The sequence below is a fragment of the Micromonospora sp. HUAS YX12 genome, assembly GCF_040215685.1.
Taxonomy (GTDB): domain Bacteria; phylum Actinomycetota; class Actinomycetes; order Mycobacteriales; family Micromonosporaceae; genus Micromonospora; species Micromonospora tulbaghiae.
Genome location: NZ_CP157974.1, coordinates 1404462 through 1431344 on the forward strand (window position 1 = coordinate 1404462; position 26883 = coordinate 1431344).

At 71.7% G+C, this 26883-nt stretch carries 28 protein-coding genes, 3 tRNA genes and 2 pseudogenes; 20 read left to right on the forward strand and 13 right to left on the reverse strand.

Going from position 1 to position 26883, the window contains the following annotated elements; genetic code table 11:
* Nucleotides 1-28: 28 nt before the first annotated feature.
* Both ABIH81_RS07015 and ABIH81_RS07020 read right to left on the reverse strand, forming a co-directional pair.
* The gene (locus ABIH81_RS07015) at nucleotides 29-1351 is read right to left on the reverse strand and encodes a deoxyribodipyrimidine photo-lyase (protein WP_349879561.1); all 1323 of its coding nucleotides are present in this window, start codon (nucleotides 1349-1351) and stop codon (nucleotides 29-31) included.
* A complete protein-coding gene (locus ABIH81_RS07020; protein ID WP_349879562.1) occupies nucleotides 1348-2274 on the reverse strand; it encodes a phytoene/squalene synthase family protein in 927 nt (308 codons plus the stop codon). Before ABIH81_RS07020 ends, ABIH81_RS07015 begins: the two co-directional genes overlap by 4 nt.
* A gap of 64 nt (nucleotides 2275-2338) precedes the next feature.
* Here ABIH81_RS07020 and ABIH81_RS07025 point away from each other — a divergent pair, with 64 nt between their 5' ends.
* The 10 genes from ABIH81_RS07025 to ABIH81_RS07070 all read left to right on the forward strand — a co-directional run bounded on the left by ABIH81_RS07025 (nucleotide 2339) and on the right by ABIH81_RS07070 (nucleotide 9426).
* A complete protein-coding gene (locus ABIH81_RS07025) occupies nucleotides 2339-3493 on the forward strand; it encodes a polyprenyl synthetase family protein (protein WP_349879563.1) in 1155 nt (384 codons plus the stop codon).
* A gap of 29 nt (nucleotides 3494-3522) precedes the next feature.
* Nucleotides 3523-5004 (forward strand): phytoene desaturase family protein, encoded by a 1482-nt coding sequence (gene crtI / locus ABIH81_RS07030; protein ID WP_349881029.1) that lies wholly within the window; start codon nucleotides 3523-3525, stop codon nucleotides 5002-5004.
* Nucleotides 5001-5594 (forward strand): isopentenyl-diphosphate Delta-isomerase, encoded by a 594-nt coding sequence (gene idi / locus ABIH81_RS07035; RefSeq protein ID WP_349879564.1) that lies wholly within the window; start codon nucleotides 5001-5003, stop codon nucleotides 5592-5594. Before crtI ends, idi begins: the two co-directional genes overlap by 4 nt.
* Entirely contained in the window at nucleotides 5584-6531 is a 948-nt protein-coding gene (locus ABIH81_RS07040) for a MerR family transcriptional regulator (RefSeq protein ID WP_349879565.1), read from the forward strand. Before idi ends, ABIH81_RS07040 begins: the two co-directional genes overlap by 11 nt.
* Before the next feature lie 76 nt (nucleotides 6532-6607).
* Nucleotides 6608-7396 carry a polysaccharide deacetylase family protein gene (locus tag ABIH81_RS07045; RefSeq protein ID WP_349879566.1) on the forward strand — a complete coding sequence of 263 codons (789 nt, stop codon included), beginning with the start codon at nucleotides 6608-6610 and terminating at the stop codon, nucleotides 7394-7396.
* Nucleotides 7397-7539: 143 nt separating this feature from the next.
* A tRNA-Glu gene (locus tag ABIH81_RS07050) sits at nucleotides 7540-7612 on the forward strand.
* A 33-nt stretch (nucleotides 7613-7645) separates the two neighbouring features.
* Nucleotides 7646-7719 (forward strand) — tRNA-Asp (locus ABIH81_RS07055).
* 76 nt (nucleotides 7720-7795) lie between these two features.
* Nucleotides 7796-7869, forward strand: a tRNA-Phe gene (locus ABIH81_RS07060).
* Nucleotides 7870-8101: 232 nt separating this feature from the next.
* Nucleotides 8102-8740 (forward strand): flavin reductase family protein, encoded by a 639-nt coding sequence (locus ABIH81_RS07065; protein WP_349879567.1) that lies wholly within the window; start codon nucleotides 8102-8104, stop codon nucleotides 8738-8740.
* A 296-nt stretch (nucleotides 8741-9036) separates the two neighbouring features.
* Nucleotides 9037-9426, forward strand: a complete 390-nt coding sequence (locus ABIH81_RS07070) for a squamosa promoter-binding protein 15 (RefSeq protein WP_349879568.1) — start codon at nucleotides 9037-9039, stop codon at nucleotides 9424-9426.
* An 11-nt stretch (nucleotides 9427-9437) separates the two neighbouring features.
* Here ABIH81_RS07070 and ABIH81_RS07075 read toward each other — a convergent pair whose 3' ends face one another.
* Nucleotides 9438-10334 carry a LysR substrate-binding domain-containing protein gene (locus ABIH81_RS07075; RefSeq protein ID WP_349879569.1) on the reverse strand — a complete coding sequence of 299 codons (897 nt, stop codon included), beginning with the start codon at nucleotides 10332-10334 and terminating at the stop codon, nucleotides 9438-9440.
* 79 nt (nucleotides 10335-10413) lie between these two features.
* On the opposite strand from ABIH81_RS07075, the gene ABIH81_RS07080 reads away from it, so the two are divergent.
* From ABIH81_RS07080 to ABIH81_RS07095, 4 genes and pseudogenes are all read left to right on the forward strand, one after another.
* Nucleotides 10414-11238, forward strand: a complete 825-nt coding sequence (locus tag ABIH81_RS07080) for an NAD(P)-dependent oxidoreductase (protein ID WP_349879570.1) — start codon at nucleotides 10414-10416, stop codon at nucleotides 11236-11238.
* Nucleotides 11238-11648, forward strand: a complete 411-nt coding sequence (locus ABIH81_RS07085) for a RidA family protein (RefSeq protein ID WP_349879571.1) — start codon at nucleotides 11238-11240, stop codon at nucleotides 11646-11648. The genes ABIH81_RS07080 and ABIH81_RS07085 overlap by 1 nt, the downstream gene beginning before the upstream one ends.
* Before the next feature lie 125 nt (nucleotides 11649-11773).
* Nucleotides 11774-12646, forward strand: a pseudogene (locus tag ABIH81_RS07090) (IS5 family transposase); the annotation flags it as partial.
* A gap of 94 nt (nucleotides 12647-12740) precedes the next feature.
* Nucleotides 12741-14003 carry an IS256 family transposase gene (locus ABIH81_RS07095; protein ID WP_349879572.1) on the forward strand — a complete coding sequence of 421 codons (1263 nt, stop codon included), beginning with the start codon at nucleotides 12741-12743 and terminating at the stop codon, nucleotides 14001-14003.
* A 74-nt stretch (nucleotides 14004-14077) separates the two neighbouring features.
* Here the strand turns inward: ABIH81_RS07095 and ABIH81_RS07100 are convergent, their stop codons facing one another.
* A complete protein-coding gene (locus ABIH81_RS07100) occupies nucleotides 14078-15544 on the reverse strand; it encodes an NF041680 family putative transposase (RefSeq protein WP_349879573.1) in 1467 nt (488 codons plus the stop codon).
* Between the two features lie 324 nt (nucleotides 15545-15868).
* Between ABIH81_RS07100 and ABIH81_RS07105 the strand changes: the two genes are divergently transcribed.
* Nucleotides 15869-16789: a hypothetical protein gene (locus ABIH81_RS07105; RefSeq protein ID WP_349879574.1), complete on the forward strand. Its 921-nt coding sequence runs from the start codon at nucleotides 15869-15871 to the stop codon at nucleotides 16787-16789.
* Nucleotides 16790-16903: 114 nt separating this feature from the next.
* Here the strand turns inward: ABIH81_RS07105 and ABIH81_RS07110 are convergent.
* Nucleotides 16904-17143, reverse strand: a pseudogene (locus ABIH81_RS07110) (glyoxalase/bleomycin resistance/dioxygenase family protein); the annotation flags it as partial.
* On the opposite strand from ABIH81_RS07110, the gene ABIH81_RS07115 reads away from it, so the two are divergent.
* Entirely contained in the window at nucleotides 17135-17482 is a 348-nt protein-coding gene (locus tag ABIH81_RS07115; protein WP_349881030.1) for a transcriptional regulator, read from the forward strand. The pseudogene ABIH81_RS07110 and the gene ABIH81_RS07115 overlap by 9 nt on opposite strands.
* Before the next feature lie 152 nt (nucleotides 17483-17634).
* Here the strand turns inward: ABIH81_RS07115 and ABIH81_RS07120 are convergent, their stop codons facing one another.
* Entirely contained in the window at nucleotides 17635-18639 is a 1005-nt protein-coding gene (locus tag ABIH81_RS07120) for a hypothetical protein (protein ID WP_349879575.1), read from the reverse strand.
* 259 nt (nucleotides 18640-18898) lie between these two features.
* Here ABIH81_RS07120 and ABIH81_RS07125 point away from each other — a divergent pair, with 259 nt between their 5' ends.
* On the forward strand, nucleotides 18899-19411 hold the full coding sequence (locus tag ABIH81_RS07125) for an SRPBCC family protein (RefSeq protein WP_349879576.1): 513 nt from the start codon (nucleotides 18899-18901) through the stop codon (nucleotides 19409-19411).
* Nucleotides 19412-19417: 6 nt separating this feature from the next.
* On the opposite strand, the gene ABIH81_RS07130 is transcribed toward ABIH81_RS07125, so the two are convergent.
* Nucleotides 19418-20122 (reverse strand): DUF2786 domain-containing protein, encoded by a 705-nt coding sequence (locus ABIH81_RS07130; RefSeq protein WP_349879577.1) that lies wholly within the window; start codon nucleotides 20120-20122, stop codon nucleotides 19418-19420.
* 45 nt (nucleotides 20123-20167) lie between these two features.
* A complete protein-coding gene (locus tag ABIH81_RS07135) occupies nucleotides 20168-20557 on the reverse strand; it encodes a hypothetical protein (RefSeq protein WP_349879578.1) in 390 nt (129 codons plus the stop codon).
* A 166-nt stretch (nucleotides 20558-20723) separates the two neighbouring features.
* On the opposite strand from ABIH81_RS07135, the gene ABIH81_RS07140 reads away from it, so the two are divergent.
* Nucleotides 20724-22061 carry an ABC transporter substrate-binding protein gene (locus ABIH81_RS07140; RefSeq protein WP_349879579.1) on the forward strand — a complete coding sequence of 446 codons (1338 nt, stop codon included), beginning with the start codon at nucleotides 20724-20726 and terminating at the stop codon, nucleotides 22059-22061.
* A gap of 64 nt (nucleotides 22062-22125) precedes the next feature.
* On the opposite strand, the gene ABIH81_RS07145 is transcribed toward ABIH81_RS07140, so the two are convergent.
* Both ABIH81_RS07145 and ABIH81_RS07150 read right to left on the reverse strand, forming a co-directional pair.
* Nucleotides 22126-22869 carry an enoyl-CoA hydratase/isomerase family protein gene (locus tag ABIH81_RS07145; RefSeq protein ID WP_349879580.1) on the reverse strand — a complete coding sequence of 248 codons (744 nt, stop codon included), beginning with the start codon at nucleotides 22867-22869 and terminating at the stop codon, nucleotides 22126-22128.
* Between the two features lie 52 nt (nucleotides 22870-22921).
* Nucleotides 22922-23779 (reverse strand): 3-hydroxyacyl-CoA dehydrogenase family protein, encoded by an 858-nt coding sequence (locus tag ABIH81_RS07150; protein WP_349879581.1) that lies wholly within the window; start codon nucleotides 23777-23779, stop codon nucleotides 22922-22924.
* Nucleotides 23780-23941: 162 nt separating this feature from the next.
* On the opposite strand from ABIH81_RS07150, the gene ABIH81_RS07155 reads away from it, so the two are divergent.
* Nucleotides 23942-24229: a hypothetical protein gene (locus tag ABIH81_RS07155; protein WP_013283434.1), complete on the forward strand. Its 288-nt coding sequence runs from the start codon at nucleotides 23942-23944 to the stop codon at nucleotides 24227-24229.
* Nucleotides 24230-24281: 52 nt separating this feature from the next.
* On the opposite strand, the gene ABIH81_RS07160 is transcribed toward ABIH81_RS07155, so the two are convergent.
* A complete protein-coding gene (locus tag ABIH81_RS07160) occupies nucleotides 24282-25061 on the reverse strand; it encodes a class I SAM-dependent methyltransferase (RefSeq protein ID WP_349879582.1) in 780 nt (259 codons plus the stop codon).
* 55 nt (nucleotides 25062-25116) lie between these two features.
* On the opposite strand from ABIH81_RS07160, the gene ABIH81_RS07165 reads away from it, so the two are divergent.
* Entirely contained in the window at nucleotides 25117-25515 is a 399-nt protein-coding gene (locus ABIH81_RS07165) for a PPOX class F420-dependent oxidoreductase (protein WP_349879583.1), read from the forward strand.
* Nucleotides 25516-25570: 55 nt separating this feature from the next.
* On the opposite strand, the gene ABIH81_RS07170 is transcribed toward ABIH81_RS07165, so the two are convergent.
* On the reverse strand, nucleotides 25571-25780 hold the full coding sequence (locus ABIH81_RS07170) for a BldC family transcriptional regulator (protein ID WP_007073996.1): 210 nt from the start codon (nucleotides 25778-25780) through the stop codon (nucleotides 25571-25573).
* A gap of 256 nt (nucleotides 25781-26036) precedes the next feature.
* Nucleotides 26037-26876, reverse strand: coding sequence for a hypothetical protein (locus ABIH81_RS07175; protein WP_349879584.1), 840 nt, complete (start codon nucleotides 26874-26876; stop codon nucleotides 26037-26039).
* Between the last annotated feature and the right edge of the window lie 7 nt (nucleotides 26877-26883).

Here is a 26883-nt window from a genome sequence, read left to right on the forward strand (position 1 = left end):
CGGCGGTGACGCCCGCCCGTCGCCCGCGTCAGCGCAACCAGACCGGGTCGGTGCCGGGCACATCGAGCGGCGGCGGGTAGTCGAGTGTGCTGCGTACCTCGTCGGGCAGCCGCCACGGCTGGTGGACCGCCTTGCCCGTCACCGACTCCAGCTCGGGCACCCAGCGCCGAACGTACGTGCCGTCGGGGTCGTAACGCTCGGCCTGCCGTACCGGGTTGAAGCCCCGGTACGGCCGGGTGTCGTTGCCGGTGCCGGCCACCCACTGCCAGTTGCCCGAGTTGTTGACCCGGTCGCCGTCGAGCAGCCACCGGAAGAAGACCTCCAGGCCGGGCCGCCAGTCCAGCCCGAGGTGCTTGGTCAGGTAGCCGGCGGTGATCAGGCGGGCCCGGTTGTGCATCCAGCCCTCGGCGCGCAACTGGCGCATGCCCGCGTCCACGATCGGCATGCCGGTCCGTCCCTCGGCCCAGGCGGCCAGCGCCTTCGGGTCGTCGCGCCAGTCCTCACGCGCGCCACGCCGGTAGGCGACCGCCGACAGGTCGGGGAAACCGGCGACCACCTGGTGGTAGAAGTCGCGCCAGCAGAGCTGCCTGACGAAGGGCCCGTCCCGGTCACCCGCCCGGTTCGCCACCGCCAGCGGCGACACGCACCCGAAGCGCAGGTACGGGCTGAGCCGCGAGGTCTCGTTGCCGGCCATGTCGTCGTGGATGTCGTCGTACCTGTCGAGGGTCGGCAGCCAGGCGGTGAGCCGGCGCCTGGCGACGGTCTCCCCGCCGGCGGCGGCATCCGGGCTGTCGCCCTTCGGCGGGTCCGGCAGCCGGCCCGGGTCGACGTCTTCGGGCAGCCGGACCCGCTTCGGCGCGGCCAGCTCGTCCCGCCACCGCACGCCCTGCCAGGCCCGGAAGTAGGGGCTGAAGACGCGGTAGTGGTCGCCGCCACCGGGGCGCAGCGCACCGGGCTCGACGATGGTCAGGCCGGGGAACACGCGCAGGAACATCCGGTGCCGGTCGCACTCGGCGCGCAGGCGGCGTTCCCGGCGGTGCGCGTAGCGGCTCACGTCGGCGGAGAGCCCGATGCCCTCCGCACCCACCTTCCGGGCCAGCTCGACCGTCTCGGCCACCGGGTCGCCGCGCCTGATCACGAGGTCGCCGCCGCGCTTGCGCAGCGCCTCGCGCAGGTCGGCCAGGCTCTGGTGCAGGAAGCGGGTGCGGTTCGGCGAGAGCTTCCGCAACGCCGGGTCGAGCACGTAGAGCGGGACCACCCGGTCGAACGCGGAGCAGGCCGCGGCGAGCGCCGGGTGGTCGTGCACCCGCAGGTCACGGGTGAACAGCACCACCGCCGTCCGGCCGGTCATCCGGCCAGGGCCGGTTCCAGGGCCGGGCCGGGCACCCGCACCGGCGTGCCGGGCGGGGTGAGCAGCGCCCGCGCCGCGACCGCCATCCGGCGCCGCTGCGGCACCAGGGCACGGCGGACGAAGACGTCGTAGTCCTGCGCGGCCACCTCGTCGAGGATGCCGCCGTAGAGCACGTACGCGGTGCGCATGCACGCCTGCGAGGCCGGGTCGAGCAGCGGGATGCCCGGTGCGGCGGCGACGTAGTGGGCCTGGGCTCGGGTCACCTCGTACTCGATCAGCTCGCGGACGCGCGGCGTGGTGCGGCCGGCGGCCTTGGCGGCGAGCAGGTCGTCGCGGGTGAGGTCGAACTTGGCCATGTCCTCGTCGGGCAGGTAGGTCCGGCCCCGGTCGAGGTCCTCGGCGACGTCCCGGATGAAGTTGGTGAGCTGGAACGCGAAGCCGAGCTGGCGGGCGGGCTCGCGGGCGGCGGCCGGGTCGGAGCTGCCGAGGATCGGCAGCATCATGGTGCCGATGACCGCGGCCGAGCCCTCCATGTAGTCGAGCAGGTCGTCGTAGGTCGCGTACGACATGACCGTCAGGTCCATCGCCATGCTGCGCAGGAACGACGCGAAGTCGTCGCGGTCCAGGTCGAACACGGCGATGGTGTGCAGCACCGCCGGCAGCAGCGGGTCGTCGACCGACGCACCGTGCAGCCCGGCGACGAATCGATCCGACCACTCGCGCAGCCGGGCGGCGCGCTCGGCCGGCGGCAGGTCCTCGGTGCGGTCGACGATCTCGTCCGCGTACCGGGTGAAGCCGTACAAGGCGTGTACATGTCGCCGTTTCCACGCGGGAAGCAGCCGGGTGGCGAGATAGTAGGTACGGCCGTGACGCCGGTGCAGCTCGCGGCAACGGTCATAGGCGGCGGTCAGATCCGCGTCCATCGACCCTCCTCGGTTTCGACGCAGCAATCGACGCAACTCGTAACCCTAGGGTACGCTCGCCCACATGGCCAACGACGCAGTTGCGGGTAATGCGCTCCGCGTCGCGCCGGCTCAGCCCGGGGCGACGGACGATCCGGTCCGCGGCGTACTGGCCGCGTTCACGAAAGACCTGATCAAAGGGGTCGATGAGACGCTCGCGGCGTTCCTGGCCGCGGAGGTCGAATCGCTCACCGAGATCGACGCAGCGATGGGTGGTTTCGCCGCGACGGCGCGCGACTGCGTGCTGGCCGGCGGCAAACGGGTCCGCCCCACGTTCGCGTACTGGGGCTGGCGGGGTGTGGTCGGTGGGGAGGAACCGCTGTGCTCGGTGCTCCCGGCCCTGTCCGCCCTCGAACTGCTGCACACGTTCGCGCTGGTGCACGACGACGTGATGGACGCCTCCGACACCCGCCGAGGGCTGCCGACCGCGCACCGGGCCGCCGCCGCCCGGCACCGGGCCGCCGGACACAGCGGCGACCCCGACCGGTACGGCGAAGCCGTCGCCGTCCTCATCGGCGACCTCTGCATGGTGTGGGCCGACCGGCTCATGGCACACGCGGCGATCCCGGCGGACCGGCTGCTCGACGTGCGCCGCTGCTACGACCAGATGCGGGTGGAGACGGTCGCCGGGCAATTCCTGGACGTGCTCGGCGAGAACGACTCGGCGAGCTGGACCGTCGACCGGGCGCTGCGGGTGGCCCGGTACAAGACCGCCAGCTACACCGTCCAGCGTCCGCTCCTGTTCGGCGCCTGCCTGGCCGGCGCCGACGCGGACGACCCGCTCATCGCCGCGTACACCCGCTACGGCCTGGCCGTCGGCGAGGCGTTCCAGCTCCGCGACGACCTGCTGGGCGTCTACGGCGACCCGGAGACCACCGGGAAGCCGGCCGGGGACGACCTGCGGACCGGCAAGCCGACAGCGCTGCTGATGCTGGCCCGGCAGCTCGCCGGCCCGGCGCAGCGCCGCGCCCTGGAGCGGGCCGGCTCGGTCACCTCGGCGGACGAGGTGGACCGGCTGGCCGACGTGGTCCGGGACACCGGGGCCACGGCCCGGGTGGAGCGGATGATCTCCGACCGGGTGACCGAGGCGCTCGCCGCGCTCGGCACCGCACCGATCGACGAGACCGCGCGCACCGCGCTGACCGGCCTCGCCACCGCCGCCACGGCGCGGCGGGCATGATGAGCAACTTCGTGAGCAAGGGGGCCGGAATGCGTACCGTCAAGGGACGGACCGACCGGGTGGTCGTGGTCGGCGCCGGGCTGGGTGGGCTGGCCTGCGCGCTGCACCTGGCCGGCAGCGGCCGGCAGGTGACAGTGCTGGAACGCGAGCCGGTGCCGGGCGGTCGCGCCGGGCGGCTCAGCGTCGACGGGTACGAGTTCGACAGCGGTCCGACCGTCCTCACCATGCCCGACCTGATCGCCGAGGCGCTCGGCGCGGTGGGCGAGGAGCTGACCGACTGGCTCGACCTGAGCCCGCTCGACCCGGCGTACCGCGCCTACTACCCGGACGGGTCGACGCTCGACGTCATCACCGACACCACCCGGATGGCCGCCGAGGTCGCCCGCGTCTGCGGCCCCCGGGAGGCCGACGGCTACCTGCGTTTCGTCGACTACGCCCGCAACCTGTGGCAGTGGGAGCGGGCCGACTTCATCGAGCGCAACCTCGACGCGCCGACCGACCTGCTCACCGGCAACCTGCTGAAGCTGTTCGCCAACGGCGCCTTCCGGCGGCTCCAGACGAAGATCAACCAGTTCTTCCGCGACCCGCGTACCCAGCGGGTCTTCTCCTTCCAGGCCATGTACGCGGGCCTGTCGCCGCACGACGCGCTGGCGATCTACGCGGTCATCGCGTACCTCGACTCGGTGGCCGGGGTTTGCTTCCCGCGCGGCGGCATCCACGCGGTCTCCCGCGGCATGGCCGGCGCGGCGGAGAAGCACGGCGTGCAGATCCGGTACGGCACGACGGTGACAAGGGTGGAGACCGCCAACGGCCGCGCCACCGGCGTCGTCACCGCGGACGGCGACTTCATCCCCGCCGACACGGTGGTGCTCAACCCGGACCTGCCGGTCGCCTACGAGGATCTGCTGCCGCCCAGCCGCCGGCGCAAGCTCACCTACTCGCCGTCCTGCGTGGTGCTGCACATCGGTTCGACGCAGAGCTATGGCAAGATCGCCCACCACAACATCCACTTCGGGCGTTCCTGGAAGGGGACGTTCGACGAGGTGATCCGGCGAGGCGAGCTGATGACCGACCCGTCGCTGCTGGTGACGAACCCGAGCCGCACCGACCCGTCGGTGGCGCCGGCCGGGAAGCACACCTACTACGTGCTGGCCCCGGTGCCGAACCTGGAGCGGGCGCCGTTCGACTGGTCGGGCGACCTGACCCAGCGGTACGCCGACCAGCTCGTGAGCACGCTGGAGGAGCGCGGCTACGTCGGCTTCGGCGACGGCATCGAGGTGATGCGGGCGGTCACCCCGGCCGACTGGGCCGCGCAGGGCATGGCCGCCGGCACCCCGTTCGCCGCCTCGCACAGCCTCTTCCAGACCGGCCCGTTCCGCCCCTCCAACCTGCACCGGACGCTGGAGAACGTGGTGTTCGTCGGCTCCGGCACGCAGCCCGGTGTCGGCGTGCCGATGGTGCTGATCAGCGGCAAGATCGCCGCGGCCCGGGTCACCGGGGCGATGTCGTGAGCGAGCGGGAGACCCACCTGGTCGAGCTGGTCGACGACGACGGCCGAGTGGTCGGCGAGACCACCGTGGCGACCGCCCACCAGCCACCCGGGCGGCTGCACCGCGCCTTCTCGGTGCTCCTCGTCGACCCCGAGGGGCGGGTGCTGTTGCAGCAGCGGGCCGCGGTCAAGACGCGGTTCCCGCTGCGCTGGGCGAACTCCTGCTGCGGGCACCCGCTGCCCGGCCAGTCGCTGGCCGAGGCCGCCAACCGGCGGCTCGCCGAGGAACTCGGCGTCGACCCGGTCGACCTCACCGAGATCGGCGTCTACCTCTACTACGCCGAAGATCCGGCGACCGGACGCGTCGAGTTCGAGTACGACCACGTGCTGCGCGCCGACGTACCCGCCGACCTGGTCACGCGGCCCGACCCGGACGAGGTGGCCGACCTGCGCTGGGTCGACCCCGGCGCGGTGGTCGCCGACCTGGACGCCCACCCCCGCGAGTACGCCCCGTGGCTGGGCGGAGTGGTCAACCGGCTGCTGCACCCGACCGACGCGTCCCGGCCGGGCGTACCGGCCACCGAGGCACCGGAGCGGTCGGGTGGCCGATGAGGCGCTGAGCGCGGGGGCCGTCGCACGCCGACTGGGCGTGGCGGTCACCACGCTGCGTACCTGGCACCAGCGCTACGGCCTCGGCCCCAGCGAGCACGTGCCGGGCCACCACCGGCGCTACACGCCGGCCGACCTCGCCCGGCTGGAGATCATGCGCCGGCTGACCGCCGAGGGGGTCGCGCCCGCCGAGGCCGCCCGCTGGGCCCGGCAGGCGCCGCCCGAGCTGCCTCCGGAGCGGCTCGGCCTCAAGGCAAGGGCCTCGACGGTACGCGACGGCGGCGGCACCACCATCCCGGTCGGCCGGGCCGGTCCTGCGGCGCGCGGGCTGGCCCGTGCCGCCATGCGACTCGACTCGGTGACCATCGGCCGGACCATCGCCGACGCGCTGGCCACCGACGGGGTGGTGGTGACCTGGGAGAGGCTGCTGCGGCCGGTGCTCGCCGGCATCGGGGAACGGCACGCCGCCACCTCCGGGCTGATCGAGGTGGAACACCTCATGTCCCGGTGCGTCTCCGAGGCGTTCGCCATCGTGGCGCGGGCCCACCCGACCACCGGTCCGCCCCGGATCCTGCTCTCCTGCGCCGACGAGGAGCAGCACTCGCTGCCACTGGAGGCGCTCGCCGCCGCGCTGGCCGAGGCCGGTGTGAGCTATCGCATGCTCGGCGCCCGCGTACCGGTGCCCGCCCTGGTCGAGGCCGTCAACCGGACCGGTCCGGCGGCGGTGGTGCTCTGGTCGCACATCCGCGCGACGGCCGACCCGTGCCAGCTCACCGCGCTGCTGGCGGTGCCGCGCCGGCCGCTGCTGGTGCTCGCCGCCGGGCCCGGCTGGCGGGCCGACTCGCTGCCGGCCGGGGTGGTCCGGCCGGTGGACCTGGCCGAGGCGTTGTCGCTGGCCGTGGCGGTACGCGACTCGCTGGACCAGTCGACGACGAGCTGAGCCCCTCTCCCGTTCCGGGTCGGCGTCCACTACGGTCGGAAAGTCCGTCTGACCCCGACCCCTCCGGGAGCGACGAATGCGTCCACGCGCCCTGTCGGCGCTCGCCCTGGGCCTGGTGCTCCTCGTCACCGGCTGCGGCGGAGCCGGCAAGTCAGCCGAGAAGGCCGCCGCACCGCCGTCGGCCTCGGCGTCGCCGTCACCGACGCCGGTGACGAAGCCCTCACCGACCCACACCACCCCCGCGAAGCCGAAGCTGCGCCCGCTGCCGAGGAAGCTGCCGGCGGGCCTGCACCGGGCGAGCGGGAGCAACGGGGTGGCGCTCACCTTCGACGACGGGCCGGATCCCCGCTACACCCCGCAGATCCTGGCCCAGCTCCGGGCGGCCCGCGTGAAGGCCACCTTCTGCGTCGTCGGCAAGCAGGCCAAGCGCTACCCGGAGCTGGTGGCCCGGATCGTGCGCGAGGGACACCAGCTCTGCAATCACAGCTGGCACCACGACGTGAACCTGGGCCGGCGCTCGGCCGCCGAGATCCGATCCGACCTGGAACGGACGAACGAGGCCATTCACGCCGCCGCGCCCAAGGCACCGATCACCTGGTTCCGCCAGCCCGGCGGCCGCTGGACGGCCGAGGAGGTCACGGTCGCCAAGCAGATGGGCCTGCGCCCGCTGCACTGGAGCGTGGACCCGCAGGACTGGGACCACCCCCCGGCGAAGACGATCATCAAGCGGGTGAAGGGCGCCACCCGGCACGGCTCGGTCGTGCTGATGCACGACGCGGGCGGCGACCGGGCCCAGACGATGGCTGCGTGCCGGCACCTGATTCCGGACCTGAAGCGGCGGTTCGGCATCGCCCTACCGCGCTGACCTGCGGTTCTGCCCGGCTCCACGGTCGTGCCCATACCGGTTTGGTCGTCCGCGCGGGCATGGCATATGCTTCTCCTGCCTCCGGCGGGGCCGGATGGGAGCAAGTCCGCTTGAAGTTGCGAGTGTGCAATGATGGCGGGGCCGCCCTCATCGTCTAGCGGCCCAGGACGCCGCCCTTTCAAGGCGGTAGCACGGGTTCGAATCCCGTTGGGGGCACGGTCCGGTTCACGCCGGATGCAACACCAGCCAGGTCCTGTGGAGCAGTTGGAGTGCTCGCCGCCCTGTCAAGGCGGAGGTCGCGGGTTCAAGTCCCGTCAGGACCGCAAGCGCTGACGCCGCGCAGCTCGATGCGCGGCGTTCTGCGTATCGGCCCGTGCGGTAGCATGTGCCGAGCACCACGGCCAGGTAGCTCAGTTGGTACGAGCGTCCGACTGAAAATCGGAAGGTCGGCGGTTCGACCCCGCCCCTGGCCACATAGCCTTTCGCCGGGCTACAGGAACGCCGATCAGCGGAGACGCCGGTCGGCGTTCTGCTTTCGCCCGCTCTGACGACGCGTGCGCATGCGCCGCTAGCAGCGAACATGCCTTCCGGCATCTCTCACCGCTCACCGCTCCCCGCTGTCCGCGGGCTTCTCGCGGACTGGATGCGGACCGCCTCGGGGACCGTTCGGCGCGCACCGAATCGTCCCGCCCGTACCCTCCGGAGATGATCCAGACGAATGATCATCTGACCATCCATCCCAAGATCCTCTACTTCGGGACGCCTGTAGTGCTGTTGAGCACCGAGAACGAGGATGGGACGAGCAACCTCGCGCCCATGTCGTCGGCCTGGGCGCTCGGCCAGGTCGTGGTGCTTGGCCTCGGGGCGGAGGGGCAGACCGCCCGCAACCTGCGCGAGCGGCCAGACCTCGTGATCAACCTACCTGGCGCAGAGCAGTGGCCGGCGGTGGAGCGGCTTGCCCCGCTCACCGGCCGCGACCCGGTTCCAGACCACAAGCGGGGCGCGTTCCGGTATGAGCCGGCGAAGTTCGCCGCCGCCGGGCTGCGGCCAGAGCCGGCAGAGCTGGTACGACCGCAGCGGGTCGCGGAGTGTCCGCTCCAACTGGAGGCACGGGCCGTGAGGATCAGTCCCGACCTGCACGGCGACTTCCTGATCATCGAAGCGCACGTGCTCCGCGTGCACGCAGATCCCACCATCGTCGTGCCCGGCACGGACCACGTCGCCCCCACCGCTTGGCGCCCGCTGATCTACAACTTCCGGCACTACTTCGGCCTCGGCCCTGAACTCGGGCACACCTTCCGATCGGAGACGCCGGTGGCCGGGATGGCAGGTGCCGGGCGGTAGGACACCGGACCCGACCAAGGTGGAGATCATGCGCGGGGAGCAGGGCTTTCGGCGTGCGCGGTGGGGATCAAGGATCTCCTCGTCGGGCAGTCGTCAGACCATACAGCGCTCGTGGTGCCCGGCGAGGTGATCCGGAGCTGATCTATCAGGCGTTCGTCCGTGAACGCAGGTCGGCGTTCTGCTTCGCCCCGCCAAGCCCATCTGTCCGGTTCGGCTCTCGTTGACCCCGCATCACGCTTCCGACGGGCTTGGCCGTACGAATGGCTGTACGGTCCGGGCGTGGATCGGGGGACGCGGTGAGCTGGGTTGCCAACGTCATGCTGTCGGTGAGCCCTGATGACCACCGAAACGCCGAGGCGTTCAGCGGGTGGCTCGACGAGAGCTGTCCCCGTCGTGAGCCGGATATGAAGCCGGGCGGCTGCGGCAAGCTGGCGCTGATCACCGGCGCGGACAGCCAGTGGGGTGGCTACAAGTACCCGGAGTGCGACGTGTACGCGGGAGCACTCAACCATGCCGATCTTGACGCTCTTGTCGCGCACTTCGGCTCGGTTCCGTGGCACACGCCCGATGCCGTCCAGCTGTTCGTCATGGACCAGGAACAGTCGTTCTTCCGCGTCTGGATGATCCGGGACGGCATGGCCCAGCAATACGCTCCCAGTGGCCGCGCTGCTACCTCATCCGGATGAACGCGAGGTGGTCAGCCCAGGCGGGCCGCCTCCGCCCGCAGATGCTCGACAAAGTGCGTGACCGCCGCCAGCGGCGTCCTGCCCTGCACGGTCGCCGCATATATCTGCCGTACCGACTCGTCGTCCGGATGCAGGCGTAGCAGGGCGATGTCCGGCGGAGTTCCGCGTACCGCCAGGGCCGGAACCAGAGCCACCCCCAACCCGGCTGCGACGCATCCCAGCTTGCCGGTCCACTCGGCCGCGACGATGTCGATGCGCGGCGAGAAACCGCTGGGCAGGCTTGCGCGGAGCAGGCTGTTCTCCGCGGTGGCCGAGCCCACGACGAACGCGTCCTCGGCGAGGTCCGCCAGGCGCACCGAGCGGCGGCGTGCGAGCCGGTGGTCGCGCGCGACCGCGACCAGGAGCCGCTCGTCGAGCAGATGTCGCAGGTCGAATCGTTCGCGGTCCAGCTCTCCCGTGGGCGAGGTGCTGACCACTGCCACATCCGCCTCCTCCGCGAGCAGGCGCTCCAGCAGCCGCGGCGTCACACCCTCGACCAGCGACAGCGAGATCTCGGGGTAGGCCGAGCGGAACGACGCCATCGCCCGGGGTACGAGAGCCGCGACAGCGGTCGGGAAGGCGCCCACACGCAGCCGCCCTCGGCCGAGCCCGCGCAGGTCGTCGAGGTCACGCCGGGCCGCGGCGAGCCGGTCGAGGACCGCCTCGGCGTGCGGGAGCAGCCCTCGTCCCTCCTCGGTGAGGGCGACGCCGCGGGGCAGCCGGTCGAAGAGCCGGGCGCCGATGTCGGCCTCAAGCGCGGCGATCTGCCGGGAGACAGCCGACTGAGTGAAGCTGAGGGCGCGGGCGGCGGTCGTGATCGAGCCGTGCTGCGCGACGGTGCGGAACACCTCCAGCAGCTGAGTGTCCATGGCAGACATGGTAATCACGCATGGCAGCCATGCGAGACATTCGTTGGCCGCATTGCTCTCACCAGCCTAGCGTTACCGCGTGAAGATCATCGCGGTCCTCGGGACAGGACACATGGGTACGCCAATCGCGCGCCGCCTCGTGGCCGGCGGCAACCGGGTCAGGGTGTGGAACCGCAGCCCGGAGCGTTCGGAGCCGCTGGCCGCGGCCGGCGCGACGGTGGCCGCGAGCCCGTCCGCCGCGGTCGACGGAGCCGACGTCGTCGTCGTCATGCTCGCCGACGCCGGCGCGGTCGAGACGGTGCTGTTCGGGCCGGACGGCGCCGCCACCGCGCTCCGGCCCGGGACAGTCGTGGTGCAGATGTCGACGATCGGGCCGGACGAAGTCCGGGCAGTGGCCGACCGGCTTCCGGCGGGCGTCTCACTCCTCGACGCCCCCGTCGGCGGCAGCGTCAACGCCGCGCGGACCGGCACGCTGGCGATCTTCGCAGGCGGCCCTGCCGATGCCGTGGAGAGGGCGGCTCCGGTGCTGGAACAACTCGGTTCGGTCCGTCACTGCGGTCCGCTCGGCGCAGGCGCCGCCGTCAAGCTCGTCGCGAACACAGGTCTGGTGACGGCTGTCGCCGCGCTGCACGACGCGCTGGCCGTCGCCGCGACGTTCGGTGTCGACAGGCAGACCGCCGTCGCCGTGCTCGGCCGTGGTGCCCTTGCCGGCGCGGTCGAACGGGTCACCGCGCCGGGCGCCTCGTTCGCGATCGCGTTGGCGGCGAAGGATGCGCGGCTGGCGCTGCGCCTCCCGGTGCCGGCTCCCGTGCTCGAAGCCGCCCTCGGCCTGATGCAAGCCGCGCCCGACCAGGGCGCCGATCTCTCCTCCCTCGTCTCAGCCGACTTCCTGAAGGGATACTGATGCACCTCACCCTCGACAACCCCGCATCCGTCGCGGCCCCGTTCGGCGACCGCTTCGCGCACGTCGCCCGGGTCGATGTCGGCGGCGGCGCGCTGCTGATGCTCGCCGGACAGGTCGCCGTCGACGACGACGGCAAAGTGGTGGCCCCCGGAGACGCCGGCGCCCAGGCCGAACGGATCTTCGAGATCGTGGGCGGCGTGCTCGCGGCGCACGGCGCGAGCTTCGACGACGTGCTGCACATCCGCACGTTCATGACGGACCTGGCTGACCTTCCGTCGTACGCGGCCGTCCGGCGTCGGCTCTTCCCGGGCACACCGCCGCCGGCAAGCACGACTGTCGAGATCAGCAAGCTCTTCCTGCCGGGCGCTGTGCTCGAGGTCGAGGTCACGGCCGTGGTCCGGTCCCGCTAGGCCGTGTTTCGTAGGGCATCGAAGTTGGGCGTGGCGGTGGTCGCTAATTGAAGAGGTCTCCGGTAGTTGGTTCAGCGACCAAGCTAGAACTTCACACCGGAGACCTCGTGCCGAGCGTAACGGCAGTGAGGCGACATGACCTGACCGACGTGCAGTGGGCGGCGCTGGAGCCGTTGCTGCCTGCCGGGACGGGTCATGCTCGGCCGCGCAGATGGACCATGAGACTGATCATCGACGGGATCCGGTGGCGGGTCCGGACCGGATCGCCGTGGCGCGACGTGCCCGCGCCCTACCCGCCGTGGCAGACGTTGTATCGATGGTTTCGGCGGTGGCAACGTGACGGTGTCTGGGCGCAGATCCTCACCTCGTTGCAGGCCCGAGCGGACGCGGCGGGGTTGGTCGACTGGACGGTCAGCGTCGACTCGACCATCAGCCGCGCCCACCAGCACGCGGCGGGAGCCCGCCGCGATGGCCAGGCGCAGAAGGAGCCTCCTGGTGGTGTGCAGACCGAGCCGGCGGATCACGGGCTCGGCCGGTCGAGGGGCGGCTGGACCACCAAGACCCATCTGGCCTGCGAGCAGGGCCGCAAACTGATGGCCCTGGTGGTGACCGCCGGACAACGCGGCGACAGCCCACAGTTCATCCCCGTGTTGGCCAAGGTCCGCATCCCCCGAGCCGGGGGCGGCCGGCCACGCACCCGCCCCGACATCGTGCTGGCCGACAAGGCGTACACGTCCAAGGCCAACCGCGCCCACCTGCGATCCCGGGGCATCCGCGCGTGCATCCCGAGCAAGGCCGACCAGGACGCCCACCGCAAAGCCAAAGGCTCCCAAGGCGGACGCCCGCCCGCCTTCGACCCCGACCTCTACCGCCTGCGCCACGCCGTCGAATGCGGCATCAACCAACTCAAACAACACCGCGCCATGGCCACCAGATACGACAAACTCGCCGTGCGCTACGAAGCCACCCTCACCATCGCCGCCATCAACCAATGGCTTCGTGCCCTACGAAAGGGACTGCGTAGATTTCCGTGTTTGACCTGGGTGTGGTCCGTTGGACAGGACGTTGATCCTGTCCGGGAAGGACCACGTCATGGCAGACAAGAAGAATGCTGTTCAGCTTCCGCAGCCGTCGGCGGTGGAGGTGGAGTTCGCGCAGCAGTTGGTCGAGCGGGCCAAGGCCGACGGAGTGTCGTTGGTCGGGCCGGGTGGGCTCCTCGCGGGGATCACCCGCACGGTCCTGGAGTCAGCGCTCGACGCCGAACTGGATGCCCATCTGGACGAGGCTGGTGTCGATGACGAGTCGGGTCGGCGGGCCAACATTCGCAACGGGCACGGGGCGAAGACGGTGCAGACTGAGGTCGGGCCGGTGCGGATTCAGGTCCCACGGGATCGGGCGGGCTCGTTCACGCCGCGGATCGTCCCGAAGCATTCCCGCAGGTTGGACGGGTTCAACGAGGCGATTCTGTCGTTGTATGCCAAGGGCCTGACGACCGGGGAGATCTCCGCGCATCTGGCGGATGTGTATGACGCCGACGTGTCCCGGGAGTTGATCAGCCGGGTCACCGACAGCGTCGTGGAGGAGATGGAAGCGTGGCGGCAACGGCCCCTGGATCGGGTCTATCCGGTGGTGTTCATCGACGCCCTCGTCATGAAGATCCGGCAGGGGCAGGTCGCGAACCGGCCCGTCTACGTCGTGGTCGGGATCAGCCTCGACGGGGAACGCGACGTGCTGGGCATGTGGGCCGGCACGGGCGGTGAGGGCGCCAAGCAGTGGGCCGGCTACCTCACCGAACTGCGTAACCGCGGTGTCGAGGACGTGTTCATGGTCTGCTCCGACGGCCTCAAGGGCATGACCGACGCGATCGAGCAGGTCTGGCCCCTCGCGGTGCACCAACAGTGCGTCGTGCACCTCGTGCGGGCCAGTCTGCGTTACACGAACCGGAAGGACTGGCAGAAGATCACCCCCGCGTTGCGGGAGATCTACACGGCTCCGACCGTCGCCGCGGCGGAGGCTCGGTTCGAGGCGTTCGCCGCCGAGTTCGGTGACCAGTACCCCGCCGTGATCCGGCTGTGGCGAACCTCCTGGCCGCAGTTCGTGCCGTTCCTCGACTACGACCACGAGGTCCGCAAGGTCCTCTACACCACCAACATCATCGAGAGCCTGAACGCCCGGTTCCGGCAAGCCGCCCGCCGGCGGGGGCACTTCCCGACCGAGCAGGCCGCGATGAAGGTCCTCTACCTCGTCGTCCAGCAGAAACGTAAGGGCGGCGGGAGCATCACCGGCCGGGTCTACGGCTGGGCCAAGGCCCTCAACGCCCTGATCCTCGCCTACGGCGACCGGATCACCATCTAACAACATCGATCACACCACAGGCCCAAACACGGAAATCGACACACTCCCCTACGAAACACGGCCTAGCTTGATTTTTAACCCGTGCGGCGTGGCCGGGGATTGACGGGGGACTTCGTCTTCGTTGCGGTCGGTGTCTTGGCGTTCGTGGTGGTCGCGGTGTGGACGTCGTAGCGCGGGGTGGGGTGGTTGTTGCGGCGGCCGGGTGGCCGTCCTGGTCCTGGCCGGGCGGGTTTGGGTGCACCGGCCGGGCAGGTGGCCTTCGCGCGCAGGTGCCGAAACCCGCGGCGGACGCGGGCGGGTGACAGACGCTGCGGTGGTGCGGGTTTCTCCCAGGGGCGGCGCAGGTCGGTGGCGAGGGCGCGGGCCAGCCGGAGTTGGGTGTAGGCGGCGAGGATCATCCAGGTCCATCGGTCGGCGGCCTGCGGCGTGCGGATCTTCGGGCAGGTCCAGCCGAGGGTCTGTTTGAACAGGCGGAACGTGTGTTCGATGTCGAAGCGGCGCAGGAACGTCTGCCAGAGCCGGTCGACATCAGCGGTGGTGGCGTCGACGCCGGACCACCACAACCAGACCGGCTTCGGGGTCGCGCCGCTGGGCAGGTGCTCGACTTCCAAACGGATGACGGTTCCCTCGATGACCGGCAGCATCTTCGCCGAGTCGATCCAGGCGGATCGGTGGGTCAACCGTGGGTGCAACCGGTCCCAGGCTCGAGCCCACGCCGTGCCGTAAAGACGGGTGTCGGCAACGGTGGCAGCATTCGGTTCACCCCAGGTGGAGGGATCACCGAAGACGAACTCGTCGCCGTGCCTGCGCGGTCGGCCGATCGTCCCGGGTTGCCGGGCTGGCACTGCCCGGCGTAGTACCCGGTCGGAGCGCATCCGAGCGAGGACTTGCACGGGCAGGTCACGCAGGAGGAACGCAAGGCGGGGCGCGTCGTAGCCGGCGTCGGCCACGACCAGGATCTCCAGGTCCCCGGCCTGCCACTGCCCGGCCGCGATCAGACGCCCCACGATGTCTCGCAACTGCCCAGCGGTGACCGTGGCCGCGTCATCACCAGGCGCCAGCCGCACCGCGTCCAACGGCGCGGTCCACGAACTTCGGCCCGATTCCAGGGCCACGACCATCGAATACGGCCAGCCCGGGATCATGATGGTCTGATCCTTGCCGCGTCCGTAGGTGTGGCACAGGATCCGCTGCGGTGAGGTGTGCGCGTCCGGCCGCAGCCAGCAGGTGATGTCGACCGCCAGGACGAGACGGCCGTCGGCTGCCCGCGGCAACGGCACCCCGGCGAGGGCGGTGCGCAGCCGATCGACGTCCAGCCGCCCGCAGGCGAGGGCGTCATATAACGCCCCATGCCCCCGGCGGTGCTCACCCACCAGCGACAACTCCACCAACGACCGGACCGGCCCGTCGGCGCACAACACCGCGTCCGTCAGGTCGAACAACGCGTCAGCCCGAGCAGTCAAGCAGTCGTAGAACTCTCGCCGGAACCTGCCCAGGTCCCCGACGGCATCAGCCGAACCGCGGTCATGCACACTGATCACCAGAACAGCCCTTGGTCATTGATGCTCTTCCCTAGACAAGAAGATCATCGACCAAGGGCTGTTTCCGTGATCAGTCAGGGTCCCCACAGGCCCCTCGGAGGTTAAAGATCAAGCTAGGGGTCGCGACGGTTGCGCTTCCCGGTCGACGGGCAGGATCCACGGCCCACCTTCTGGTACCTCGCGGGTGTAAGGTACGCACCCCGACAACGGCGGCGGCGCCTACGGTGAGCCCGCTGAGCGACGGACGGATTGAGGCCGGTGAGCACCGGAAGGTCGTGTGTGCGGACGCTGCGTACGGCTCTGACGCCGGTCCTCGTACTGGCCGTGATCCTGCTCGGCGGGTGTGGCCGGGTCTCGGGACTCCTGGACCGTGTCTCCCTGTTCCATCCGGTCTGGGCCGCCGACGGCTGGGTCTACTACCTGCGGGAGGTGACCTCGACCTCGGGCTCGGGAGTAGCTGAGGTGTGGCGGCAGCGACCCGACGGGAGCGCCGAGGAACCCGTTCTCAGGCGCGCGCCAGCGGTGTCCACCTGCGAAGCGGGCTTGCTCAGCTTCCTGTTTGCAGGCCCCGACGGCGACCTCGGGGTGGCGCTCGAATGCGGCTGGGACGAAACCGAGCTGCTCAGCTACTCGCCCGCCCACAAGACGTTCGAGCCTCTGGCGTCGACACGCTTCCTCGTCGACGCCGCACTCGTGAACGGTGCCGGCGGGGGATTTGTGGAGGCGCCCCGGGAGTGCGGTCCGGGAGGAATCCAGCTGCTCGCCGACGGGAAGGCGTACGGGTTCGGCTCTCCGGTGACGGTGGGAGGGACGACCTTCAACCTCAGTGGCGGTGACACGGATTGCGAGTCGACGGTGCTGGCGCGGTCGCCCGCGGCGCTGGGTGACCGGCTGTTCTTCATCACCGCACCCGACTCCCTCGGCAGGTTGCCGCTGCCTCCCGAGGTGAGTCCGGCCGACCTCACCTGGCACCTGACGGAGTGGGACGGCAGATCGGCCACAGCCAGGTTCGTCACGGAGCTTCCCGGCCTCGCCGACCTGGCGGTGTCGCCGGACGGCCGGTCGGTGATCACCGCCGTCTCGTCGGACCACGTCGGCGGGGTCTGGTCGGTCGACGTCGGCACCGGGAAGAAGACGAGGATCGCCGACGGTGCCCGCGCGTACCACCCGAGCTTCTCTCCGGACGGCAAGCGGTTCGTCTACGTCGAGGAGTTCGCACGGCTGAAGTTCGCCAAAGCGCGATAGTTGCGGACGCTCGGTAGCTACAAACCGAGCTTTCAAATGTAGGTTTGCGCGCCTCGAAAGAGCGGTCACCTTCTCCATCTGCGGCGAGTCGGCCTTGACCGTGTAGACCTCTCACGGCTCGTCGCCGGGGCCGCGCACCCAGACCTTGTCCTGGAGCGCGTAGCAACACCCGGTGTCGTTCTCCGCCAGCGTGGTCAGGCCGGACTCGGTGAGCCGGCTGGTCCCGGCGTTTACCTCCGCGGTGGTGGGCACCTCGACCCCGAGGTGGTCCATCGCCGTCGGCAGGCCGGGCTCACCTTCGAGGAGTACGAGCTTCAGCGGCGGGTTCTCCACCGCGAAGTTGGCATAGCCGGGCCATTCCCGACGAACGGTCTCGACGACACGGTCCACCAGCGTCACCGGCTCGGCATCCTGACCATCGCCGCCGAGGGCGAACGGGTGGAGGTGGCCTATCTCCGGGAGGCCCTCGAACTCACCGCGGGCAACCTGTCCCGGCACCTCACCGTGCTGGAGGAGGCACGCCTGATCGAGGTGGAGAAGGGTTACCACGGCCGCCGGCCCCGGACGTGGATCCGGATCACCCGGGAGGGACGTCAGGCCCTGCACTCCGAGATCGCCGCCCTCCAGGAACTCCTCCGCCGCCACCAGCAGGCCGCACCGCCCCCCGTTCCGCACGACGTCCCACCCGCGTGACGCTCTCCCCTGGTCGACCGCCTCGCCTCGCCTCGCCTCGCCTCGATGATCAAGGAGTTTGTGTCATCCAGGCCGGTGAACCGGACACAAAGTCCTTGATCAACGGAATGGGGCAGGGCTGGGCGGAGCCGGGGGGTCGGCGACGGGCGGGGTCACGGTTTGGGAGGGCGGCGGTTCTGGGTGGGGCTGCCCTGGATCGCCTCCCAGACGCTTCGGCCGGCCTGCCGGAGTGCCTGTCCGGCCTGTCCCGCCAGTTGCGCCGCCTCGGCGGCGGCGCTCGCCGACTGGCTGGTTCGCTCCGAGCCGCGCTTCTTCTCGCCGGAACGGTCGGCCGACGAGCCCGCCGCGGCGTCCGGCCCCGATCCGGCAGCGCGCTCGGACTCCGCCTTCCCCTCCCGCCCGGCACCGGACGCCGGTGACGGCTCCGCCCGTCCGGCACTTGGCGGCGGCTCGGTCCGCCCGGCACTTGGCGGCGGCGGTTTCGGCCGTTCGGCACCGGATTCCGGTGACGGCTCCGGCCGCCGGGCGCCGACTGCCGGTGAGGGCTTCTGGCGATCGCCACCAGCTTCCGGTGGCGGCTCCGTCCGCGCCGGGCGCCGGGGCGGTTCGGGTGCCTCGATCGGGCCGGACACCGCCGGACCCGCCCGATCGACCGCCTCACCCGCCGCCGGACCCGCCCGATCGACCACCGCCGGAGCGGCGCGCTCGACCACCTCGCCGGCCGCGGCCACCGTACGCCCGGTCTGGTCCACCACCGGCGCGGCGACCCGGCGCACGTCGTCCAGGGCGACCCCGGCCGAGCGGGCCAGCGCGTCGATCAGCTGCGGGTTGCGGTCGATGGTGGTCAGCGCCCAGTCCAGGATCTGCACCAGCTTCTCCAGCCGCACCTTCAGCAGCGCCTCGGCGCGCACCCCGGTGATGTCCAGCTCGACACCCTCCAGGTGTACCCGGACTCCGGCGTCGAGCTGGAGCAGGTTGGCCAGCCGGACGCGCAGCGACAGGTCGGCGTCGAGCCCGTCCACCGCGAGCCGGATCTCGTCGACGGTCAGCTCCGGCACGTCGAGCAGGACGTCCGGCTCCGACTCGGGACCGGCAGGCGAGGTGGGCGGCTGGTCGCCGGGGTCCGGCACTGGCTCGGTGGCTCGGCTGTCGCTCATGCTCCCCGCTCTCCCATCGGTCCGGTCGGCCGCGGTTACCCGCTTTCCGGTACGGCATCCGTCAGCCCGCCCGCACCTCGCGGAAGCCCGCCCACACCTCGCGGAAGCCCTCCTTGACCTCCCGGAAGCGCCCGCCCCGCACCTTGCACAGAGCGCCTGTCCCGCCACCCAGCGCTGTCGGGAACCGGAGTTCCCGGTGTCCGGAAGCGGGCGGTACGGAAGCTGCACACCGAGACATGAGCCGGTATGGTCCGGACCTATGGGACAGGAGATGGCCGATCCGGATGAGGTCCGGCAGGAATCCGACCGCTTCTCCCTCCGCAGCAACCTGCTCGTCCCGGCGTCCGCCGAGCGGGCGTACGCCGTCTTCACCGGCGCGCTCGCCGACTGGTGGGTGCGTGAATACACCTGGTCCGGCCCGGAGGCGCTCGCCGCGATCGGCATCGAGCCCCGGGCCGGCGGCATGCTCTACGAGATCGGCCCGTACGGCTTCCGCAACGACTGGGGCCGCGTGCTGACCTGGGATCCGCCCCGGCGTCTGGTCTTCACCTGGCAGATCGGCCCGGACCGCGTGCCGGTGCCGGATCCGGCGCGGGCCAGCGAGGTGGAGGTCCTGTTCCACGCCGACGGTCCGGAGTGGACCCGGGTGGACGTCGAGCACCGCTACTTCGACCGGCACGGCACTGCGGCCGAGGGCTACCGCGAGGCGCTCACCGCGGGCTGGCACGAACTGCTCTGCCGCTACCTCGCAACGGTCGCCCGCACCGCCTGAGATCGATCAGCCGGCGATACCGGGTGCCGCGCCGCTGCCGGCCACGCCGGTGCCGCCCAGGTCGGCCCGGCGGCCGGCGTCCGCGCCGGAACCGAAGCCACCGCCCGCCAGCCGTCGTCGCGGGGCGGTGCGCAACCGGGGGTACGCCTCGGCGACCCGGCGCTGGACGCGATAGGAGCGGTCGGCGAGCACCAGTGCCGTGGAGGGTCCACCCGCCTCCGCCACCGCCTTGCTCTCGGCCGCGCGCAGTCGTTCCGCCACGACGTACGCGAACCCGGCCAGCCAGGTACGCCGGAACGCCGCCGGGTGCTCCCCGGCCGGTACGACAGCACCCGCCAGCCCGTGCGCGGCCTGCACCAGCAGCGAGGTGAACAGCAGCTCGACCCGTTCCAGGTCGCTGGCGAAGCCGAACAGGTGCATGACGAAGCCGTTGCCCTGCCGGCGGCGTACGCATCGGCAGCGCAGCGGTTCGGCGACCGCCGCGAGCAGGCCGGCCTTGTCCCGGGCGTACGGCGCGACCACCTCGACGGTCCGGTCACCGACCGGGTCGGCGGCCGGGTCGCGGGCGGCGAGCAGCGCCCGGTCGACGCCGTAGCGGGCGATCAGCTCGGTGGCCTTGGCCATGAAGGCGGCCGACTCGGCGGGCGTGCAGGCCGGGTCCTCGGCCTGGGCGAGCAGCTTGCGCACCTTGCTGAGCATCGCCTCGGACATGCACCCAGAGCTACCACAGCCGGAGTGCCGGGCCGCGCGCCGGGTTCAGTCCGTCCGGCTGCGCAGCGTGGCGATGGTCGAGCCGGCGAGGGTGAGCAGGCAGTCGGGCAGCAGCCCGTCGGCCGCCGCCGCCCCGAACAGCGCCTCGCCGGTGTCCGCGTCGTCGTTGGCGCAGGCGCTGACGAAGCGGGCCACCCAGCGGGTGTCGTAGTCGGCCTGGTCGATACCGGGGAAGTCGAGGGCGGCGCCGCCCCCCGGGGTGTCGTCGCCGAGCATGGTGGCGGCCAGGCACCACGCCACTCCGTACGCCCCGGCGAGGCCGGAGCGGTCCACCACCGCGTCGAACGTGCCCACCACGCCGGCGCCGTCCCCGGCGAGGGCGGAACGGAGCACGGCGGTCGCGTCGTCGAGCGTCTGCTGTGCTTCGTCGTTCACCCGCGGAACAGTATCGCCGGGGGTCAAGCGGTGACCCGGAAACAGCTCGTCGACCACGCAGAGTGATACCCGCAGTCGGGGTGCCGACGGAGCCGACACCACAGTCCCGCGTGCCGCGCGGGCACGCTAAGGTGCGCAGCGGACCTTCGCCGGAGGAAGGACGACCATGCTGAGAACACGCACGTCGCGCGCGGCCCTGTCCATGGCCTGCGCGGCGCTCCTGCTCGCCACGAGCGCCTGCGGGAGCGACGAGCCGGAGGAAACGCCTGCCACCCAGGTACGCCTCTACGGCACCGACGGCAACATGCTTAATTCGTACGCCGCGGAGCTCAAGGACCGGGCGGACCTGGTCAACGGGATGAAGGGCACCACGCCCCTCACTCCGCTGGCCGAGAGCTTCAAGGAACGACTACTCGCCGTAGACCCGAAGCTGGGTGACTTCCTCTACGCCGGCGAGTCGTACGACGCGGTCGTGATCAGCGCGCTGGCCGCCCAGCTCGCCGGCACCACGGCGCCGGCCGAGATCGCCGAGCAGATCGTCGGGGTGACCAACGGCGGCGAGCGCTGCGACGAGGTGGCCGCCTGCCTCCAGCTCGCCCGCGCGGGCCGGGACATCGAGTACCGGGGTGTGTCGCTCACCCGCGCCGGGTTCACCGACGCCGGCGAGCCGGCCACCGCGAGCTACGGCACCATGCACTTCGACAACCAGAAGATCGACGACAGCAAGACCGAGTTCGTCGGCGCCGGTGAGGAGTCCGGGGCGAGCACCAAGACGCCGCCGCGTGGCCGCAAGCTGCGCGACGGGAAGGCGAAGGACGCCCCGCTGATCCTCGGCGGGCTGCTGCCGAATACCGGTGACCTGGCGCTGGCCAACCCGCCGCTGGCGGCCGGCGCGGCGCTCGCGGTCCGGGAGGTCAACGCCGCCGGTGGTGTGCTCGGTGAGCCGGTGAAGTGGATCGAGGGTGACGACGGCACCAACCCGGAGGTCGCCAAGGCCACGGTCGCCTCGCACGTCAGCAAGGACGTGCAGGTCATCATCGGCGCGGGCGGCTCCGGCATCTCGCGGGCCGTGCTGCCGGACGTGGTGGCCGCCGGCCGGATCCTGTTCTCCCCGTCGAACACCGACGCGGGGCTGAGCACGGTGGACGACAAGGGCCTCTACTTCCGTACCGCCCCGCCGGACAGCCTCCAGGGTCGGGCGCTGGCCGACGTGATGCTCCGGGACGGGCCGCGCAAGATCGCGATCCTGGCCCGTAAGGACTCGTACGGTGAGGGCCTCCAGGAGAACGTCCGCTCGGAGCTGGAGAAGGCCGGGATCGGCGCGGACCGGCTCAAGCTGCTGACCTACGAGCCGCCGGCCGACCCGAAGACGCCTGTCGACTTCAGCGGCATCGCCAAGGAGATCAAGGCGTTCGGACCGGAGGCGCTGCTGCTCATCGGCTTCGCCGAGTCCGCTCCGGCGATCACCGCGCTCGACGACGCGGGAGTCGAGATCAAGCGCTGAGCCGCACCGACGCGAAGGGCCGCACCGGAAGACACCGGTGCGGCCCTCGTCGTCTCTCGCGGGCTCAGCGCGCCCGGCGCCGGTCCAGGAACTCGGTCATCCGCCGGTGCTTCTCCTCGTCCTCGAAGAGCACCGCCTGGCTCAGCAGGTCGAGCTGCGGGTGCGCGGCCGGCGGGGCGTCCACCGCCATCTTGGTCAGCCGCAGCGCCAGCGCGGAACCCTTGGCCATCTCGTCGAGCAGGCCGTGCGCGGCGGGCAGCAGTTCGGCCGGATCGGTCACCACCCGGTTCACCAGCCCGATCCGCAGCGCCTCCTCGGCGTCCACCCGCCGGCCGGTGAACAGCAGCTCCTTGGCCCGGGCCTCACCGATCAGCGCCGGCAGCCGGTAGGTCGCGCCGGCGCCGGCCAGGATGCCCAGCCGCACCTCGGGCTGGCCGAACACCGCGCGGTCCGTGCACACCCGAAGATCGCAGGCGTACGCCAGCTCGGCGCCGCCGCCCAGCGCCGGCCCGTCGACGGCGGCGACAGTGGGCATCGGCAGCGCCCGGATGCGGGCGAAGACGCCCTGGTTGATGGCGGCCAGCGCGTCCAGCCGGCCGCGCTCGCGGAGCTGGGCGATGTCGGCGCCTCCGGCGAAGATGCCCGCCGTCCCGCCGGTGAGCAGCAGCAGCCGGGGATGTGCCTCCAGGCCGGCGCAGACCGCGTGCAGCTCGCCCACCAGGTCGGCGTCGATGGCGTTGCGCTTCTCCGGCCGGTCCAGCGTGACCACGAGCCGGTCCGGCAGCTCCTCGATCCGCAGCCCGCTCACCGTGCCGGCCTTTCGTTCGCGACTGCGGGGCTCGCAAGCTCACTCCTCGCGCTCACTGCTTCACGCCGTCCTTCCAGGTGTAGAAACCCTGACCCGACTTCTTGCCCAGCTTCCCGGCGGCCACCATCTCGACGAGCAGCGGCGGCGGCGCGAAGCGGTCCCCGTACGCGGCCTGGAGCGTGCGCGCGATGTCGAGCCGCACGTCCAGCCCGACCAGGTCGGTCAGCTCCAGCGGGCCGATCGGGTGCCGGTAGCCGAGCACCATCGCCTTGTCGATGTCGGCCGGACCGGCCACCTCGTCGGCCACCATCCGGATCGCCTCCAGGCCGAGCGTGACACCGAGGCGGGAGGTGGCGAAGCCGGGCATGTCGCGTACGACGACAGGGTCCTTGCCCAGCCGGGCGGCGAGCGCGACGGCCGCCTCGGTGGTCCGCGGCGCGGTGGCCGGGCCGACCACGACCTCCAGCAGGGCCATCGCCCACACCGGGTTGAAGAAGTGCAACCCGACGAAGTCGGCGGGCCGGTCCAGCCCGGCGGCCAGCTCGGCGATGGCGATGCTGGACGTGTTGCTGCCCAGCAGCGCCGGCCGTCGGCTCTCCGCCTCGCGCAGCACGGCACGCTTGAGGTCGAGCCGTTCGGGCACCGCCTCCACGATCACGTCGGCGCCCTCGGCCACCTCGGCGAGCCCGGCCCGGAGCGTGACGCGCTCACGGTTGGCGGTGGCGGCCTCCTCGGTCAGCTTGCCGCGCAGTACGCCCCGGTCCCACAGCTCGCCGAGCCGGCGGACGGCCTCGGCGCCCCGGGCGGGGTCGACCTCGACCAGTTCGACCGCGTACCCGGCGCCGGCCGCCACGTACGCGATGCCGAGGCCCATGGTGCCGGCCCCGACGACCACAAAACGACCACTCATCGACGTCCCCTCGCCGCGGCGGGGGCGCGCGGGGTCTCCGCCGCCGGGCCCGTCCGCTCGCTCGTTCCTGGATGCGACCCTATGCATGGCCGGGCCGCCGGGGATGCGTGGGGGCGGAGCGGACGGGGTAGGACGGCCGTCAACGCCGAAGGAAGGAACGAGATGAGCCAGGCACCGGAGAGCGCGGAGAGCACCGAGACGGTCGAGACCCGCGGCGACGAGCGGGTGGACCTGCTCCGCGCGGACACCAACAACGACGGCAAGACCGACGTCTGGGTGGTGGACACCGACGGCGACGGCAAGGCCGACCTGTTCCAGTTCGACACCGACGGTGACGGCAAGGTGGACATCACCATGGTGGACATCGACGAGGACGGCACCCCGGACGAGGTGGTCGACGGCGACGGCGGGCTGCCCCCGGAGCAGACCACCCCCACCGTCCAGGTCTGAGATGTAAGGAAGGGCCCCTTCTTAACGCGTAGGCGCTTGAAAGGGGCCCTTCCTAACGCCGCAACTCCAGCGTGGCGAGGTAGTAGGGGTGGTCGGTGTCGTCCACGTCGGCCAGCCGCCACGGTGAGCCGTGGACCAGCTCGGCGAACTCGTCGGGTGAGCAGACCAGGTAGTCGAACCACTCGGTGCCGAGCAGCCGGTAGCGCAGCCGCAGCCGCAGCTGCCCGCCGAACCGGCCCCGCCGGCGGTTGCGCTCGTGGTAGGTGGTGTGCACCGGGTCGGTGGTGCCGTACGGGTCGGTGCCGTGGGCGATCACCCGGGCGCCGGGGCGGGCCAGCGCGGCGAGCGCCGCCAGCATCGCCGGGGCCCGTTCCCGCCCCTCGAACAGTCCGAGGTTGTTGCCGAGCAGCAGGAACGTGTCGTACCGGTGGCCGTCGGCGGCGTGCTCGTCGACGGTGCCGTGCACCAGGTCGCGTACGCCCCGGTGGCGGCTGACCCGCAGCGCGCCGAGCGAGGTGTCCAGCCCGGTGACCGGTACGCCGCGGTCCTGGAGGTGCAGCGCGATCCGGCCGGCGCCGACGCCGACGTCGAGGACGTGCCCGCGTACCCGGTCCACGGCCCGGTGGTCGTGCGGCTGCCAGCGCTGCGGCGGGTCCAGGTAGTGCCCGGCGGGCGCGCCGTTCACCAGCCCGTCGTCGCGCTCGATGATCTCGATGACCGGGCGGGGCAGGCGACCGCCGGCCATCGGGCGCGGTCCGATCCCGGTGGCGACCGCGTACGCGTCGCGGATCATCTCGCCGAACACGTCGCCGATCTCGGGTTCCCCGGTCATGCCCGCAACGCTATCCGGGGGTCGGGGGCGCCGTCGCCGCCGTATCCTTGGCGGCGTGACCGACCTGGACCGCCTGGCAGCGGAGAAGTACGTCCTGCTCACGACCTTCCGCAAGGACGGCCGGGCGGTGCCGACTCCGGTGTGGGCGGTACGCGACGGCGACGGGCTGGCGGTGTGGACGGTGGCCGACTCCGGCAAGGTGAAGCGCATCCGGCGCGACGGCCGGGTCACTGTGGCGCCGTGCGACGTGCGCGGCCGGCCGCACGGTGCGGCGGCGCCGGGTCACGCCACGATCGCCGACCCGGAGAGCACGAACCGGGTCCGGGGGCTGCTCAAGCAGAAGTACCGGCTGATCGGGCGGCTGAGCCTGCTGGGCAGCCGGCTGCGCCGGGGTGAGCGCGGCACCGTGGGGCTGCGGATCGTGCTGGACGGACCGGCCCCCGGACGCGATTAAGGGCGGCGCCGCGACGGCACCGCCCCTGATCGGAACGCCGGAGAACGCCGCTTCGTCAGTCTCCCTGGCGCTGCTGGGGGATCTGCCCCTGCAGCAGGGCCCGAACCTCCGACTCGCGGTAGCGGCGGTGGCCGCCCAGGGTCCGGATGGCACTGAGCTTGCCAGCCTTCGCCCACCGGGTCACCGTCTTCGGGTCGACACGGAACATCGACGCCACCTCGGCCGGTGTGAGTAGCGGCTCAGGTTCGTGCGTTCGCGATGCCATCGGGGTCACTCCTCCACATGTATAGACATCGGCCGGGGTCCCGCCGGCCGACGCGTCTCCCATGGTCCGGCTAGTCCCCGATGTCCGACATGGGCCGAACGGCTGAAGGTCGCTAGACGGACGGATGAACCATGCCCGATTTTTACGACTTTTATGCCGCAGAAACTACCTTATTCGGACTCATGATCACGGTTCGTGATGCATCAGTTACGAGACACTCTCGTGTCCAAGACCACTTAGCGGGGCAAACCGGGCGTCAGTTGCAGCGCTCCAGCAGCTGCACCGCGCGCCAGCGGGCGACCAGCTTGTCGTACGCGGCGGACGCCTCCTCGGCCTCGCCCCGGCCCAGTCCGGACAGGCCGGTGGCCACCAGCTCGGTCGAGTCGTCGGCCTCGAGCGTCTCGTCCGGCAGCAGTTGCACCAGGCCGCCGTAGTCCAGTTCGACCACCGAGCGCGGGTGGAACTCCTCCAGCCACCGGGCCGCCTCCTCGACCGCCTCGGTGATCGGTGCCTCGCCGATCGACTTGCGCAGCACCGACAGCGCCCGGGACGCCCGGCGGCGCGCCTTGGAGATCTCGGTGCGGTAGCGCAGCGCCCGCCGCGCCGGCTCGGTGACCAGGTGCCGCTCGCCGGCCTCGAACAGCACGAACCAGCGCAGCGGCACGCCCCAGGTGGCGATCTGCTCGTGCACCCGGGGCACCCCGTGCTCCAGCACCCGGGCGCCGCTGCGCCAGTCCTCCACCACGGCCTTGGCCTGCCCGGCGAGCACCGGCGGCACGAACGCGTCGGCCAGCACCGGGGGCACCCCGTCGCGGGCGCTCAGCGCCGCCTCGGCGACCCGGATACGCAGGTTCCAGGGGCAGACCAGCAGCGCGTCGTCGGACTCCAGGACGTACGCCTCGTCGGGCAGGTCGGGCAGCCGGGTCCAGCCGGCGCCGAGTGCCTCGATCACCGCGGTCCGCTGCCGTACCGGCCCCTCCAGCGGAGCGATGGCGCGCCCCTCGCTGACGTACCGGCGCCAGTACGACTGCCGGTCCCGGTCGAAGGCGGTGAGCGGCTCGTACACGCGCAGGTATGAAGCGAAGAGCGACGGCACGGCGCGA